This window comes from Mycoplana sp. MJR14, assembly GCF_029210525.1.
GTDB lineage: Bacteria > Pseudomonadota > Alphaproteobacteria > Rhizobiales > Rhizobiaceae > Mycoplana.
Map to the genome: position 1 here is coordinate 151,231 of NZ_JARGEO010000001.1, position 15,490 is coordinate 166,720.

Here is a 15,490-nt window from a genome sequence, read left to right on the forward strand (position 1 = left end):
AACTACAGCAGTCGTCCGTCTCAGGCCGCCTGGGCGGGCTTGTCGAGCGGATGCAGGGAGCGGAAGCCGACGGCCAGGCGATTCCAGATGTTGATGGTGCCGATCGCCACCGTGATCTTGGTCATCTCCTCTTCGGAGAAGTGTGCCTTCAGTTCCTCGTAGGCCGCGTCCGGTGCGCCGGTCTGGGCGATGTTCGTGACGGCGTCCACCCAGCCGAGCAGGGCCCGTTCACGGGCGTCGTAGACCGGCGATTCCCGCCATACCGACATCAGGTTGATCCACTGCTCGGAAAGCCCGTCATGGCGGGATTCCTTCACATGCATGTCGACGCAGAAGGCGCAGCCGTTGATGATCGAGGCGCGCAGCTTGATCAGATGGATGAAGCGACGCTCGAGGCCCGAATTCTGCACGAATTCCTCCAGCGCCACGACAGCCTTGTAGGAGTCCGGGGAGGCCTTGAAGAAGTTGAAACGCGGCTGCATGGTCTTTCCTTTCGGGGTCGGTTTGGTGACTTCAGTGGGGTCTGCGTTCGTTGTGCTCGAGGAAGGCGCAGCCGCGGGCTGCGATCGCGCCATCCCTGTCTTCCTGTGCCAGACCGCCGAGGATGTCGGCGATGCTGGTCTTGGCCAGTTCGGCGCGATAGGCCCTCTCGGCCCGCAGCATCGCCGCATTGATCCCGCACGGGCGCGTGAAGGCCGTTTGCGGCAGCGGGTTCGGGCCGCGCTGGCGGATCTCCTTGCAGCGGAACGCCGGCTCGGGGCCTTCGACCGCAAGAACGATGTCGAGAAGCGTGATCTCGTCGGTCCTGCGCGCCAGCCGATAGCCGCCGCGCGGTCCGGGAACGGTCTGCAGGATTCCGGCACCGGAAAGCGCCTGCAGATGCTTCAGGAGATAGCTGGTCGAGACGCCGTGGAATTCCGCAAGCGCCGCCGCCGACAGCACACCCTCGCTGGAAAGTCCTGCGAGCATCCCCACGCTGTGGATTGCCTGTTCAACGCCTTCGCTCAGCTTCACGGTGCCTCTCCTAAATCGTGGATATTTTTTATCCATGATTAGCCTTCACGTCAAGCGATTCTTCGGAGGCGTCGCACGCGCTGTGATCCGGATCGCCGTAACATCTTGAATCTGCGCCACTTGCGACGCGAAAATCGATTTCGTCCGCCGGTGATATGGGTTAGCTTCGCGCCGTGAGCGCGACGGATTCCACCGATCCGGGGCAAGATGCCCTCCTCCCCCGCCCCTTTGCCGCCTGGTTTTCGGCGCGGGGCTGGGCGCCCCGTGCGCATCAACTGGAACTGCTCGCCCGGTCGCGCTCCGGCGAGAGCCTGCTCCTGATCGCGCCGACCGGCGCCGGCAAGACGCTGGCCGGCTTCCTGCCGTCATTGACCGATCTTTTCGCCCGCGGGCGGATCCCGCCGGGATCGGGCTTCACCGGTGTCCACACGCTCTACATCTCGCCGCTCAAGGCGCTCGCGGTCGACATCGAACGCAACCTGACGGTGCCCGTGCAGGAGATGGGCCTGCAGGTCACGATCGAGACGCGCACGGGCGACACGCCGCAATCCAAGCGCCAGCGCCAGAAGCTCAATCCGCCCGACATCCTGCTGACCACGCCGGAACAAGTGGCGCTGCTGATCGCCAACGGCGAGGCGGAGCGCTTCTTCAAGGACCTGAAGTTCGTCGTCTTCGACGAGTTGCACTCGCTCGTCACCTCCAAACGCGGCCATCTGCTCTCGCTCGGGCTGGCGCGGCTGCGAAGGCTTGCACCGGGCCTGCGCACCATCGGGCTGTCGGCGACGGTGGCCGAACCGATGGACCTGCGGCGATGGCTGGTCGCACAGGTGCCGGGCACGGACCATCATGCGGGCCTGGTGCTCGGGCCCGAAGGGGCGCGGCCGATCATCACCATCCTGAAGAGCGAGGACCGCATCCCCTGGTCCGGGCATTCGGCACGCTACGCCATGCCGGAGGTCTACCAGGCGATCCGCGAACACCGCACCGCCCTTCTCTTCGTCAACACCCGCAGCCAGGCGGAGATGCTCTTCCAGGAGCTCTGGAACATCAACGAGGAGACGCTGCCGATCGCGCTGCACCACGGTTCGCTCGACGTCGCCCAGCGCCGCAAGGTGGAGGCCGCGATGGCGCAGAACCGGCTGCGCGCGGTCGTCGCCACCTCGACGCTCGACCTCGGCATCGACTGGGGCGACGTCGATCTCGTCATCCATGTCGGTGCGCCGAAGGGCGCCTCGCGGCTCGCCCAGCGCATCGGCCGCGCCAACCACCGCATGGACGAGCCCAGCCGGGCGATCCTGGTGCCGGCCAACCGCTTCGAGGTGATGGAATGCCAGGCGGCCCTCGACGCCAACTATGTCGGCGCGCAGGATACGCCGCCGATGACGGACGGCGCGCTCGACGTGCTGGCCCAGCATGTGCTCGGCATGGCCTGCGCGCACCCGTTCGACGAGGACGCGCTGTTTGCCGAGATCACGTCGGCAGCGCCCTATGCGCGCCTGTCGCGCCAGACCTTTTCCCGCGTCGTCGATTTCGTCGCCACCGGCGGCTATGCGCTGCGCACCTACGAGCGCTACGCCAAGATCCGCAAGACGAAGGACGGGCTGTGGCGCGTGTCCAATCCGCAGGTCGCCCAGCAATACCGGATGAACCTCGGCACGATCGTCGAGATGCCGATGCTGAACCTGCGCCTCGTCAAGCGCAATGCGCGCGGCTCGCTCGGCCGCGGCGGGGCGACGCTCGGCAAGGTCGAGGAATATTTCCTGGAGACGATGACGCAGGGCGACACGTTTCTCTTTGCCGGCAAGGTGCTGCGGTTCGAAGGCATCCGTGAGAACGAATGTCTCGTCAGCCAGGCGTTTTCGATGGATCCCAAGGTGCCGACCTATGCCGGCGGCAAGTTTCCCCTGTCGACCTACCTCGCCGATCAGGTGCGGGCGATGCTGGCCGATCCGGAGCGCTGGCGGGCGCTGCCGCCGCAGGTGCGCGACTGGCTGTCGATCCAGCACGACGTCTCGACGCTGCCGAAGCGCGACGAACTTCTGATCGAGTCCTTCCCGCGCGGCAGCCGGCACTACATGGTCGCCTATGCCTTCGAGGGGCGGCTGGCGCACCAGACGCTCGGCATGCTGCTGACCCGACGGCTGGAGCGGGCGGGCCTGAAGCCGCTCGGCTTCGTGGCGACAGACTACTCGCTGGCCGTCTGGGCGCTGGACGACCTCGGCGCGGCATTCAAACGAGGGCGCCCGTCGCTTTCCGACCTCTTCGACGAGGACATGCTCGGGGACGACCTGGAGGCCTGGCTGGACGAAAGCTGGATGCTGAAGCGCACCTTCCGCAATTGCGCCGTGATCGCCGGGCTTATCGACCAGCGCCATCCGGGCCGCGAGAAGACCGGGCGGCAGGTGACGGTGTCGGCCGACCTGATCTACGACGTGCTGCGCAGCCACGAACCGGATCATATCCTCCTGCAGGCGACGCGGGAGGATGCGGCGGCCGGACTTTTGGACATCGCCCGGCTCGGCGCTATGCTGGAACGAATCAGGGGCCATATCACCCACCGCGCGCTCGACCGGATCTCGCCGCTCGCCGTGCCGGTGATGCTGGAGATCGGCAAGGAACCGGTCTCGGGCGAGGCGCACGACCAGGTCCTGGCCGAAGCGGCGGAAGACCTGATCGCCGAGGCCATGGGCGAGGCGGCGATGCGCGAGGCCGAAGCCGGCCGCCGCGCGATCGACGGCCGCGACCAGGAATGAGAATGGAGTGTCGATGAACAGGCTCGCGCTCGCCGCGATGGAGATCGAGGATTTCGGCGCGCTGTCGGCCCGGACGGTCATCGCCGGCGTCGAGGCCGTGTGCGATCCGTTCGGCGCGCTCTACCTGCCGGCCATGCGGCTCCTCGTCGTCTCCGACCTGCACCTGGAGAAGGGGGCGGCCTTTGCCAGGCGGGGCATGCTGCTGCCGCCCTACGACACGCTGGCGACGCTGAAGATCCTCGAGGCGGTGATCGCCCGGCACGACCCGGCCATCGTCGTCAGCCTCGGCGACAACTTCCACGACCGTGTCGGCTCGGCGCATCTGCCGGAGAGTTTCCGCGCCCGGATCGAGCAGATGGCGCGCGGTCGCGACTGGATCTGGATCAACGGCAATCATGATCCGGACGGCACCGTCGGCCTGCCCGGCCAGTCCGCCGACGAATTGCACTATGGCGGGCTCGCCTTCCGCCACGAGCCTTCGGCGAAGGCGGCGCCGGGCGAGATCGCCGGACACCTGCACCCGTCGGCGACGGTGCGGCGGCGGGACAAATCCGTGCGCCGGCCCTGCTTTGCCACCGACGGCAGACGCCTCCTGATGCCGGCCTTCGGCGTCACGACCGGCGGGCTGGACCTGCGCCACCGCGCGATGGCGGGTCTGTTCGAGCGCGAGACCCTCGTCGCCCACCTGCTCGGCCGCGACCGGGTCTATTCGGTGCGTTTCGCCAACCTTCTGGCCTGACCGGGCGGATCAGGCGGCCCTGGGCGCGTAGCGCAGGATGACCGTACCGTTCGAAAGCGGCCGCGCCTCGAGCAGTTCGAAGCGCTGCTGTGCGGCGCTGTCCTTGAAGAAAGGCGTGCCCTGGCCGAGCCGGGTCGGCACGAGACCGAGCATCACCTCGTCGACCAGCCCCTCCCTCAGCAGCGAATCCGTGAGCTCGGCGCTGCCGAAGACGAAGATGTCCTTGCCCGGCTCCTGCTTCAGCCGGCGCAGTTCGCCGGCGATATCGGCCGTCACCTGCGTGTTGTTCCAGTCCGAGCTCCGAAGCGTGCGCGAGGCGACCAGCTTCGGAAGCGCGTTCATGAAACCCTTGACCACGGTCTCGCCCTCGGCGGTCGTCCAGTAGGCCTTCATGCCCTCGTAGGTCACACGGCCGAAGACGAGCATCCTCGCGCGGTCGCCGAAGGCCTCGCTCATCCGCTCCAGATCCTCGCCCCAGGCGTCGCCGTGAAACGCGAGATCCCACTTTTGCGTCCCTTCGAAAAAGCCGTCGAGGGTGACGAGATTCCAGACGATCACCTTGCTCATTTCATCCTCCCGATGCTTTGCCAAACCAGTTGCATAATGAAAGCGGTTGAAGGCTATGAGAACCGATGGCAAAATGCAAGCAGATTCTCCGGAGACCGCGATGAAGGAAGACCACCGCTCGGGCTGCCCGATCAACCTGACGCTCGAAATTCTCGGCGACCGCTGGAGCCTGATCATCATCCGCGACATGATGTTCGGCAATCGCCGTCATTTCCGCGAGCTCCTGACGCAGTCCGAGGAAGGCATCGCCTCCAACATCCTGGCCGACAGGCTGAAGCGGCTCCTGGAAAAGGGGCTGATCACGCGGGCGGACGACCCCAGCCACAAGCAGAAGGCGGTCTACAGCCTGACGGACATGGCGATCGGGCTGGTGCCGCTGTTCGCCCACATGGGCGCCTGGGGCCGGCGCCACCTGCCGGTGAGCGAGGAATTGAGCATCCGCGCCGAACTGCTCGAAGAGGGCGGGCCGGCGCTGTGGGAGGCCTTCATGGCGGAACTGCGCGCCATCCATCTCGGCGCGCCACGGCCGGCCCGCTCCGTCTTCGGCGAACTCCGGGCCGCCTATGAGGCCGTGCTGGCGCGCCAGCAGGCGAGACAGCCGGCATAGGTGACAGCGCCGGCAAGGCCCGGTGTTCAGTCCTTGCGGAAGACTACGCTCGCGATCCAGCCGGTGAGGACGGCCAGGATGACGGAAAGGATGCCGTAGGAGACCGGATTGTTGAAGGCCGCGTTCGAGATCATCTGCTCCAGACCGGTCTTGACCACCCGCAGCGGCATCGCCTTCTCGCTGATGAAGACGCCGTCGCGGAAGAGCTGGGCGCGCACGACATGGGTGCCGTTCGGAACATTTGCCGGCAGTTTCACGGTCGCCTTGAACAGGCTGGCGCTGATGAACTGCACCCCGCCCGGATCCCGCTGATAGTAGCCGCCGGTTTCCTTCAGCCGGCGGAAGGCCTCGCGAAACTCGGAGATGTTGCTGCCGTCGCCGAAGAAGCCGATGGGATCGAGCCGGATGTGCTGCAGGCCGACGCCGATGCTATTGAGGACGGCCGCGGGGGCGATGTCCTCGACGTCGCGCGTGCTCGACAGCGAATAGGACTCCGGGGCGAGCTCGAAGGTCATGGAACGGCGGTTGACCCAGATGCCGAGCACGCGCTCCTTGCGCCGGACGGTCTGGTTGTCCTTCGGCCCTTCCAGCGCCACCACCACGTCATACTTGCCCTGAGCCAGCAGGTTCGGATCGTAGCCCTCGATGGCACCGAAGATGGTCAGGTCGGCGCCGCGAAAATCGGAGGCGATGGCGATCTCGTCGGTGGACATGCCGATCTCGAGCCGCTCGCTGATCTCGGGCCGCCGGTCCTCCTGGGCCGCTACCGGCGCAGCAGTTGCCAGGACGCAAGCGGCGAGGATCGTATGCAGGACGGCTCTCATCGCCGTACCCCCTCGCTGACGATCGAGTAGACCTCGTCGGGCGTCAGCACCAGGTCCACCGCAAGGCGCATGCCGACTGCGAGCACGAGCAGCGCCAGCAGCGCGCGGAGCTGTTCGCCGCGCAGGCGCTGGCCGACGCGCACGCCGTACTGGGCGCCGATGACGCCGGCCACCATGAGGATGAAGGCCAGCACGATGTCGACGGAATTGTTGGTCGTCGCCTGCATGACGGTGGTGTAGGCGGTGACGAAGATGATCTGGAACAGCGAGGTTCCGACGACGACGTTGGTCGGGATGCGCAGCAGGTAGATCATCGCCGGCACCATGATGAAGCCGCCGCCGACGCCCATGATCGAGGTCAGGATGCCGATCGAGAAGCCGAGCACGACGACCGGAATGACGCTCAGATAGATCTTGGACTTCTTGAACCGCATCTTCAGCGGCAGCCCGTGCACCCAGTTGTGGTGGCCGGGCTTGCGCAGGCTGACCGGCTGGTTGTTGGCCGCGCGCCTGAGCGCCTTGACGCTTTCGAACAGCATCAGCACGCCGACGACGCCGAGCAGGATCACATAGAGCAGCGAGATGACGAGATCGAGCTGGCCGACGCGGCGCAGCAGCGCGAACAGCCATATGCCGGCCGAGGCCCCGAGCAGACCGCCGATGAGGAGGACCGTCCCCAGCTTGATGTCGAGCGAGCCGCGGCGGAAATGGGTGATGGCGCCGGAAATCGACGAGGCGACGACCTGGTTGGCACCCGTCGCCACGGCAACGATCGGCGGGATGTTGTAGAAGATCAGGAGCGGGGTGATGAGGAAGCCGCCGCCGACCCCGAACATGCCTGACAGAAAGCCGACGGCCGCGCCCATCCCCAGGATGATGAAGATGTTCACCGAAATCTCGGCGATCGGCAGATACACTGTCACGGCATTACCCCGATGGGCCACGGGCCCGGAATCCGCGGCGCCCCTGTCGCCGCCTCTCAGCAAACTCTCGCCCGGACCCGGGTTGGCCGGATCCGGCACTTCAGGCTCGGCATACGGGTAAGCGCCAGGCAGGCGGATCGCATGCCCGTTCGACAGTCCCTCAGCACGTCATCGGCGTGAGCCCGTACGGTCGCAGGAAGACCGCGGACACCGCCAAAATATCGGGCCGGACAGACCGATCAAACCTGGATCGGCCCGACCCGCCGCCCCGTATCATTCTGAGCGGCTTGTGGTTTTTTCAAGGTCCGTCTTGCCCTCAAGCGTTGCGCCCCGTCAACAGCTGAACGGTTCTGGCTCGGGCTTTATGCGGCGTGGCGAAGCCGGGCGGGGATCATCCCTGCCCCTTGTTGCGCTTCAGCAACTCGTTGATCAGCTTGTCGTCGATCTTGCCGGTCTCCGCCTGGCCGATGGACTTCTGGAAGGCCTTGATCGCCTCGACGGTCTTCGGCCCCATCGCGCCGTCCGGGTTGCCGGCGTTGAAGCCGTTGTTGTTGAGGATCGCCTGGATGTTGCGGATCGCCTTCTTCATGTCGACCGAGGCGGTCTTCGTGCCCTTGCCGACCCATTCGTCCGGCAGGTCGGTCGAGTTCGCCTTGTCGTCGAGCGGCTGCGGCTTCCACAGCTCGAGCTTCGCCTTGGCGCTGGCCAACTGCTCCGGCTTCATGGCGTTGGCGACTTCGTCGCGCTTCTCGGCCGCGTCGCGGTCGCCGTCACGGGCGGCGATCGCAAACCACTTGTAGGACTCTTCGAGGTCCTGCTTCACGCCGTTGCCGCGGGCATAGAGAATGGCGAGATTGAACTGGCTGTCGCGGACACCGAGCTCGGCTGCCTTCTTGAACCATTCGGCCGCGGCCGCAAAGTCCGGCGCCTTGCCGCCGCCGGTGGCAAGCAGGACCGCGAGATTGTGGCTGGCGTTGGCATTGCCCTGCCTGGCGGCCTGCTCGTAGAGCGCGCGCGCCTTGTCGAGGTCGCGCTCGACGCCCTGTCCCTTTTCGTAGAGGCTGCCGAGACGATACTGCGCCGGCGCAAAGCCCCGGTCGGCCGACATCCGGTACCATTTCGCCGCTTCCGTCATGTCGACCGCGACGCCGCGGCCGTCGGTGAAGCGCGCGCCGAGTTCGAACAGCGCCAGGCGGTCGCCCTCGCCTGCGGACTTGGTCAGCGACGGCGGCTCGATCGCAGCCGGCACGGCGATCGCCTCGGTGACGTCCTGACCGGGATCGCCGGCGCCGACGACCGATTCCGTCGTGCCGCCGTCTGTCACCGGAACGTCCTTGGCGCCCTCGGCGGATTCGTTCGTCACGATCGGCTCGAAGCCGCCGGTCTCCGCCGCGGCATCGGCCGGGCGCGTCATCTGCTCCGCACCGGTCACGGCGAGAGCGGGCTCGCCGGTATCGAGCCCGGTGTCCTCGACGGTCGGCGCGGGAATATCGTCGGCGGGTGCCGTGACCCCATCGGGCAAGGGTTCGTCGCCTTCGATCACCTCGACCTGGGCGGTCCGGGCCGGGGCATCAGTGGCGGCAGCGGGTGCCGAAGGGGCGGCCTGCGGTGCGACGGCATCGCTCGGCGCCGGCGCCGCGGTGGCCGGCGCTGCCATGCCGGCCTGCTCGACGGGAGCGGTCGAAGGCGCCTTGTCGCCGCGCACGAGCGTGTTAACGAGCGGATAGGACATGATGGCCAGGAGGATCGCGCCGACGGCCATCAGGATCGGCCGGCGGTGGCGGCCGAACGTCGAGGCGGCGGCGCCCGAGCCGGTCGCCTTCTTCTCGGGGGCGAGGCGGGCGAGCGTGTCGGTCTCCTCCGCCGCCATGCGTGCGGCGCGGCGGGCGGCGGCGATGAAGTCGGACTTGCCGGCATCGCTCGGCTTGCCGCGGCCGTCGGCGGCCTGGCTGGCCCGGACCCGTTCCAGGATCTTGCGCACGTCGGGGGCGCCGGAGCCCGGCTCGAGCAGCTGGTTGGCCACTTCGGGCGCGATCTCGTCGCCCGGATCGAGCGACGGCGCCGGATCGATGTGCTGGCGCTCGACGGGGGCCGGCGCTTCCTTCCGGGCCGGCGCGAACCGGCGCGCGAGCCCCGAGATCAGCCCGCCCTTGGCCTTCTTCTCGACGGTTGCGGTTCCGGCGGCTTCCGCGACGACGAGCGGCGATTCTCCCTCGCCTTCGGCCGTGGCCTCGTCTTCAAAGGCCGATGCCTCGGCATCCGCCTCGACCGGGCGCTGCGGATAGTCGGCCGCACCGGCATCGAAGCCGTCGTCGACGAAGGGATACTCGTCGTCGTGGAGGGCCACCTCGGCCGTGCGCGGCATCGCCGGCGATGCCTGCCGCTCTTCGGAACGGTAACCGTCCCGCGGCGCATCCAGCTGTTCCAGGCGGCCGGCGATCTGCACCAGCGTGTCGTGCAGGGCGTCGAAGGTGCGCGCGGTGCGCTCCTCGCTGGACCGCATCATGTCCTCCAGCGTGCGCAGATCCTCGGCAAGGGCGGAGATCGCCGCCATGTCGGAGGAGGATGCGCCGCCGGTCTCGGCCCGCTGATAGGCCTGCATCACCGCTTCCGCGGCCTGGCGGGCCGCCTCGATGATGTATTCGTCGTTCGTCGCCATGTAGTCTTCGATCGTTGCCATGCGACTGTCGAAGTCGGCGGGAAGGGCGGCGGCGGATGCCGCCTGCGGCGCACTGATCAGGGTCGACAGATGGGCGATCTGGGCCTCGAGGCTCTGCAGGGCGGCGCTGTCGCCCGCCGGCGCGGCACTGGTCCGGTCGAGCCGGTCGGCGATCGCCTGCAGCCGGCCCTCTATGGAGGAGAAGCGCTCGCCGGACATCGGGGCTGCGGACGGCACGTCCAGATCTTCGATGCGACGGGCGAGCAGGTCGAGGCGCTCGGCCAGCACGTCGTTGACGGCGCCCTGGTCGAGGGCGTCGATCTTGCGGGAAATGTCGGTGAGATAGTTCGCCAGGTCGGCGCCCGCGGCAGGCGCGCGCTGGCTCCGCTCGATCATGGAAGACAACTGGTCGAGGCGCTCTTCGAGACGGACGGCCGCCTTCTCATTGGCCATCTCCTCGATGCGGTAGGCGAGCATTTCGAGCCGCTGGCCGAGCCCCTGCTCGGGAGACGGCCGGTGCGAGATCGCGTCGATCTGGCCGGCGAGATCGGCGATGCGGCCTTCCAGGCGCTGGAGCATGGCGGCATCGGCGGCGGATCCCTGGCTGCGGGCGCCTGCGGCGATCGCGCGGCTGATCTCGTCGAGGCGCAGGTCGAGGCCCTCGAACTGGCCGGCGAGGCGGCGATCGTCGGGCATGACGCTGCGGCCGAGCGCTTCCACGGCCTGGCCCATCGCATGCAGCTTGTCTTCCAGGTCGCGCAGCGCCGGCGTCGGGCTCGCCGACTGGATCTGCGCCTTCAGCTCGTCCAGGCGATAGGCGAGGGCGAGCAGTTCATCGTCGCGGCTCTGGTCGGCGGCGACGAGCTTTTCCTCCACGCCGCTCCAGCGGGTTTCCATGCGGCGCACCGAATCCTCGCGGGCAAGACCGTCGAGGACCGAGCGCAGTTCGTCGAACTCGACCCGGAGGCTGTCGGTCTCCGGGCGGCCCGACTGGTGGCCGAGCTGGCTGATGCCTTGAGCCAGCCGCTGCAGGTCGGCGCGGATGTCGTCGTCGTGGCCACGGACCTCCGCAGCCTGGCGGATGGCCCGCATCTCGCTGCGCAGCACGTCCATCTCCCGGCCGAGACCTTCGGCGATGTCGCGCTTGAGATCCTGACGCAGGCCGACGAGCGCCTGGGCGATCTCCCGGGCGGCAAAATCCGCTCCGGCATGATCGGGGGTGCCGCGCGCGGCGGACTGCTGAGCGGCGACGGGCTGGTCGAAGCCGTGCGGGCGCCGTTCGCCACGGATTGCGGCGCGTTCGCGTACGCTGTCGATGGCCCGCTGGCGCTGCATGATCTCGCCGACCGGGTCGTCGCGCAGGCCGCCGGTGCGGGCCGGCTCGGAGCGCGGCGGTTCGGCGCGCCCGTAGGTGCCGTCGCGGCCGCGTTCGCGGCTGCCCATCAGGCCCTCTATCCGGGCCTCGAGACCCTCGATCGTGCGGTTGAGTGCATCGAACGACGACCTGTCGCCAAAACGTGGAGGATTTTCTCGCGATCCGCTCATGTTCTTCGCCTCGCTTGGGAGCCCGTCGGCTCGCCGGAGAACCCGCACTACGCCTGCCGCTCATGCGGCGTGGCGTCCTGTTGCTGCATTGAGCCGGCAAGACGCGCGCCGGCATGTTCGGTGGTCACGTGCAGACCGGGAACACACCGATGCGGCGCATCTCCTCCGGCCCTGACGAAACGATTGGCAGGCGAAAAGTGGAACGATCAGACTATTTCGTGGACTGCCCTCAGGCGCCACAATTCACGTAACATGGTAAACAAGCCGTTAACCGCGCCGAACTTTTTTAACGATTTGCTCATACAGCGGCAAAGCGGCGCGAGGCTGACGCACCCGGACCCCGCAACGGGCGGCCGGTTTTCCGCCGCCCGCCCCCACCTGTATGATCGATCGGCGTCCGCCTGCGGAAAATCGCGCGGAAATGCTTTTTGACGTTTACGCAAACGTCAAAGTTTTCTAGTATCACGGCCACTGACTGGACGGTCGTCCCATCGAGAAGGCGAGGAACTCGAGACTATGCCCATCTACAAGGCCCCCGTGAACGAAACCATGTTCGTGCTGAACGACGTGCTCGGACTGGAACGCTACAACAACCTGCCGGGCTTTGCCGATGCCACGGCGGACATGGTCGAGGCGATCGCGGGCGAGGCGGCAAGGCTCTCGGAGGAGGTGCTCTTCCCCGTCAATCTTTCCGGCGACCAGGAAGGCTGCACGCGCGGCGAGGACGGCTCGGTCCGCGTGCCGAAAGGTTTCAAGGAGGCGTTCAACCTCTACCGCGAAGGCGGCTGGTTGGGCCTGGCGGTGCCGGAGGCGTTCGGCGGACAGGGGCTGCCCTACGTGCTGCACACCGCCGTCGGCGAATACATGTCGTCTGCCAACATGTCGCTGATGATGTATCCGGGCCTGACCCAGGGCGCGATCGCGGCGATCCTGGTGCACGGCTCGGATGCGCAGAAGCGCGAGTACCTGCCGAAAATGGTGGACGGCACCTGGACCGGAACGATGAACCTGACGGAGCCGCATTGCGGGACCGACCTCGGCCTGCTGCGGACGAAGGCGGTGCCGCAGAAGGACGGCTCCTACAGGATCTCGGGCCAGAAGATCTTCATCTCGGCCGGCGAACACGACATGGCCGAGAACATCGTCCACCTGGTGCTGGCCCGCATCGAGGGCGCGCCGGAAGGCACCAAGGGCATCTCGCTCTTCATCGTGCCGAAATTCCTGCCGGGCGCCGATGGCGAGCCAGACAAGCGCAACGGCGTGTCTTGCGGTGCGATCGAGCACAAGATGGGCATCCACGGCAACGCCACCTGCGTGATGAACTACGACGAGGCGACCGGCTTTCTCATCGGTGCGGAGAACAAGGGCCTCAACGCCATGTTCGTGATGATGAACGAGGCGCGGCTGGGCGTCGGCCTGCAGGGGCTCGCGGTCGCCGAAGCGGCCTACCAGAACGCCGCACACTATGCCCGCGAACGCATCCAGGGCCGCTCGCTCTCCGGGCCGAAGGCGCCCGACCAGCGCGCCGACCCGATCATCGTCCATCCCGACATCCGCCGGGCGCTGCTGACGATCAAGGCCTGGAATGAGGGCGGGCGCGCCTTCCTGCTCTGGACGGCCCTGCAGTCCGACATCGCCCACCGCGCATCCGACGAGAAGGAGCGGCAGACGGCCGACGACCTCCTGGGGCTGGCGACACCCATCCTGAAGGGCGTGCTGACCGACAAGGGCTTCGACCATGCGGTGATGGCGCAGCAGGTCTATGGCGGGCACGGCTATATCGAGGAGCACGGCATGAGCCAGTTCGTGCGCGATGCCCGCATCGCCATGATCTACGAGGGCGCCAACGGCATCCAGGCGCTCGATCTGGTCGGGCGCAAGCTCGGCATGAACGGCGGTCGCGCGGTGATGGCGCTGTTCAAGGAGATCGGCGACTTCTGCGAGGACAACCGCGGCGACGAGAGCCTGTCCTTCTTCACCAAGCACCTGAAGAAGGGGCTGAACGACCTGCAGGCCGCCACCATGTGGTTCATGCAGCACGCCATGGCCAAGCCCGACAATGCCGGCGCCGGGTCGACCGACTACATGCACCTCTTCGGCCTCGTCGTGGTCGGCTACATGTGGGCCCGCATGGCCAAGGCCGCCCAGGCCGGGCTCGCGGCCGGAGCCGGCGAGCGCGAGCCGTTCCTGCGCAACAAGCTGATCACCGGCCGCTTCTTCATGGAGCGGATCATGCCGGAGACGGCGCTGCGCAAGGCACGGATCGAGAGCGGCGCGGAGACGATGATGGCGATGGCGGCGGATGCGTTCTGAGAGCGGTCCGCGTCTTGCACGTCGCACATGGCCCCTCACCCCTACCCTCTCCCCGCAAGCGGGCAGAGGGAGTACAGTCGCCGCGGCATCGTCCCTTCGCCCCGCTTGCGGGGAGAAGGTGCCGGCAGGCGGATGAGGGGCAGGCCGACGCGCCAAGAGATCGGCAGACAGATGATTGACGACGCTTCGGCGTCGCCCAGGGAGAAGAGAAATAACATGACCGACGTCTTCATCTACGACCACGTGCGCACCCCGCGGGGGCGCGGCAAGAAGGACGGGGCGCTGCACGAGGTGCCGTCCGTCCGCCTCGCCGCGAAGGTGCTGGAAGCGCTGCGCGACCGCAACGGGCTGGACACGGAGAGGGTCGACGACATCATCATGGGCTGCGTCGACCCGGTGATGGATGCCGGCGCCGTCATTCCCAAGGCCGCCGCCTTCGAGGCCGGCTATTCGACCAGGGCACCCGGCATGCAGATCTCGCGCTTCTGCGCCTCCGGCCTCGATGCCGTCAACTTCGGCGCCGGCAAGATCGCGCAAGGGGCGGACGACATCGTCATCGCCGGCGGCGTGGAGAGCATGTCGCGCGTCGGCCTCGGCATGTCCGGCGGCGCCTGGTTCATGGATCCGTCCGTGAACTTTCCCGCCTACTTCATGCCGCAGGGCGTCTCGGCCGACCTGATCGCCACGAAGTACGGCTTCTCCCGCGACGACGTCGACGCCTACGCGGTGGAGAGCCAGAGGCGCGCGGCGAACGCCTGGGAGAAGGGTTACTTCGCAGGCTCCGTCATTCCGGTGAAGGACATCAACGGGCTCACCATCCTCGACCGCGACGAGCATATGCGGCCCGGAACCGACATGCAGGCGCTGGCGCAACTCACCCCCTCCTTCCAGATGCCGGGCGAGATGGGCGGCTTCGAGGCCGTCGCCATCCAGGCCCATCCGGAGATCGAGGCGATCAACTATGTCCACCATGCCGGCAACTCCTCCGGCATCGTCGACGGTTCCGGTGCCGTCCTGCTCGGTTCGAAGGAAGGCGGCGCGATCCTGGGCAGGAAGCCGCGTGCCCGCGTCCGCGCCTTCGCCAATATCGGCTCCGATCCGGCGCTGATGCTGACCGGGCCGGTGGACGTGACCGAGAAGCTGCTGAAGCGCACCGGGATGCAACTGTCCGACATCGACCTGTTCGAACTGAACGAGGCCTTTGCCGCCGTCGTGCTGCGCTACATGCAGGCCTTCGAGATCGGCCACGACAGGATCAACGTCAACGGCGGCGCCATCGCCATGGGGCATCCCTTGGGTGCGACCGGCGCGATGATCCTCGGCACGGTGCTGGACGAGTTGGAACGCCGCGACCTCAACACCGCGCTGGTGACGCTCTGCATCGGCGCCGGCATGGGCACGGCGACGATCATCGAGCGGGTGTAGAAAGCGCATGAAAGCCCCTCACCCCGCCTCCGCTTCGCTCGGCGCACCCTCTCCCCGCAAGCGGGGCGAGGGGAGTAAGCGACGTCGCGGCTTGTTCCTTCTCCCCGTTCACGGGGAGAAG

General features: G+C 67.4%; 11 protein-coding genes. 5 read left to right on the forward strand and 6 right to left on the reverse strand.

What is annotated here, in order from left to right; all coding sequences use genetic code 11:
- Positions 1-20: 20 nt before the first annotated feature.
- Both P0086_RS00755 and P0086_RS00760 read right to left on the reverse strand, forming a co-directional pair.
- The gene (locus tag P0086_RS00755; RefSeq protein ID WP_112609236.1) at positions 21-482 is read right to left on the reverse strand and encodes a carboxymuconolactone decarboxylase family protein; all 462 of its coding nucleotides are present in this window, start codon (positions 480-482) and stop codon (positions 21-23) included.
- Between the two features lie 31 nt (positions 483-513).
- Positions 514-1,014, reverse strand: coding sequence for an Rrf2 family transcriptional regulator (locus P0086_RS00760; RefSeq protein WP_112596151.1), 501 nt, complete (start codon positions 1,012-1,014; stop codon positions 514-516).
- Positions 1,015-1,187: 173 nt separating this feature from the next.
- Here P0086_RS00760 and P0086_RS00765 point away from each other — a divergent pair, with 173 nt between their 5' ends.
- Positions 1,188-3,767, forward strand: coding sequence for a ligase-associated DNA damage response DEXH box helicase (locus P0086_RS00765; RefSeq protein ID WP_275782077.1), 2,580 nt, complete (start codon positions 1,188-1,190; stop codon positions 3,765-3,767).
- A 13-nt stretch (positions 3,768-3,780) separates the two neighbouring features.
- A complete protein-coding gene (gene pdeM / locus P0086_RS00770; protein ID WP_275782078.1) occupies positions 3,781-4,506 on the forward strand; it encodes a ligase-associated DNA damage response endonuclease PdeM in 726 nt (241 codons plus the stop codon).
- Between the two features lie 9 nt (positions 4,507-4,515).
- Here pdeM and P0086_RS00775 read toward each other — a convergent pair whose 3' ends face one another.
- Positions 4,516-5,073 (reverse strand): dihydrofolate reductase family protein, encoded by a 558-nt coding sequence (locus P0086_RS00775; RefSeq protein WP_275782079.1) that lies wholly within the window; start codon positions 5,071-5,073, stop codon positions 4,516-4,518.
- Between the two features lie 100 nt (positions 5,074-5,173).
- Here P0086_RS00775 and P0086_RS00780 point away from each other — a divergent pair, with 100 nt between their 5' ends.
- Entirely contained in the window at positions 5,174-5,680 is a 507-nt protein-coding gene (locus P0086_RS00780) for a helix-turn-helix domain-containing protein (RefSeq protein ID WP_112612261.1), read from the forward strand.
- 26 nt (positions 5,681-5,706) lie between these two features.
- On the opposite strand, the gene P0086_RS00785 is transcribed toward P0086_RS00780, so the two are convergent.
- From P0086_RS00785 to P0086_RS00795, 3 genes are all read right to left on the reverse strand, one after another.
- Positions 5,707-6,504 carry a TIGR02186 family protein gene (locus tag P0086_RS00785; protein WP_275782080.1) on the reverse strand — a complete coding sequence of 266 codons (798 nt, stop codon included), beginning with the start codon at positions 6,502-6,504 and terminating at the stop codon, positions 5,707-5,709.
- Complete coding sequence (locus tag P0086_RS00790) at positions 6,501-7,427, reverse strand: sulfite exporter TauE/SafE family protein (protein WP_112596133.1); 927 nt, start codon at positions 7,425-7,427, stop codon at positions 6,501-6,503. The genes P0086_RS00785 and P0086_RS00790 overlap by 4 nt, the downstream gene beginning before the upstream one ends.
- Positions 7,428-7,818: 391 nt before the next feature.
- Entirely contained in the window at positions 7,819-11,631 is a 3,813-nt protein-coding gene (locus P0086_RS00795) for a peptidoglycan-binding protein (RefSeq protein WP_275782081.1), read from the reverse strand.
- A 516-nt stretch (positions 11,632-12,147) separates the two neighbouring features.
- Here P0086_RS00795 and P0086_RS00800 point away from each other — a divergent pair.
- Positions 12,148-13,944, forward strand: a complete 1,797-nt coding sequence (locus P0086_RS00800; protein ID WP_275782082.1) for an acyl-CoA dehydrogenase C-terminal domain-containing protein — start codon at positions 12,148-12,150, stop codon at positions 13,942-13,944.
- A 216-nt stretch (positions 13,945-14,160) separates the two neighbouring features.
- Positions 14,161-15,369 carry an acetyl-CoA C-acetyltransferase gene (locus tag P0086_RS00805; RefSeq protein WP_275782083.1) on the forward strand — a complete coding sequence of 403 codons (1,209 nt, stop codon included), beginning with the start codon at positions 14,161-14,163 and terminating at the stop codon, positions 15,367-15,369.
- Positions 15,370-15,490 lie beyond the last annotated feature (121 nt).

Bases quoted from the DNA above. Each gene is read 5' to 3' on its own strand.
- pdeM (WP_275782078.1), top strand. From the start codon at position 3,781: ATGAACAGGCTCGCGCTCGCCGCGATGGAGATCGAGGATTTCGGCGCG.
- P0086_RS00755 (WP_112609236.1), bottom strand. From the start codon at position 482: ATGCAGCCGCGTTTCAACTTCTTCAAGGCCTCCCCGGACTCCTACAAG.
- P0086_RS00795 (WP_275782081.1), bottom strand. From the start codon at position 11,631: ATGAGCGGATCGCGAGAAAATCCTCCACGTTTTGGCGACAGGTCGTCG.
- P0086_RS00785 (WP_275782080.1), bottom strand. From the start codon at position 6,504: ATGAGAGCCGTCCTGCATACGATCCTCGCCGCTTGCGTCCTGGCAACT.
- P0086_RS00805 (WP_275782083.1), top strand. From the start codon at position 14,161: ATGACCGACGTCTTCATCTACGACCACGTGCGCACCCCGCGGGGGCGC.
- P0086_RS00780 (WP_112612261.1), top strand. From the start codon at position 5,174: ATGAAGGAAGACCACCGCTCGGGCTGCCCGATCAACCTGACGCTCGAA.
- P0086_RS00775 (WP_275782079.1), bottom strand. From the start codon at position 5,073: ATGAGCAAGGTGATCGTCTGGAATCTCGTCACCCTCGACGGCTTTTTC.
- P0086_RS00800 (WP_275782082.1), top strand. From the start codon at position 12,148: ATGCCCATCTACAAGGCCCCCGTGAACGAAACCATGTTCGTGCTGAAC.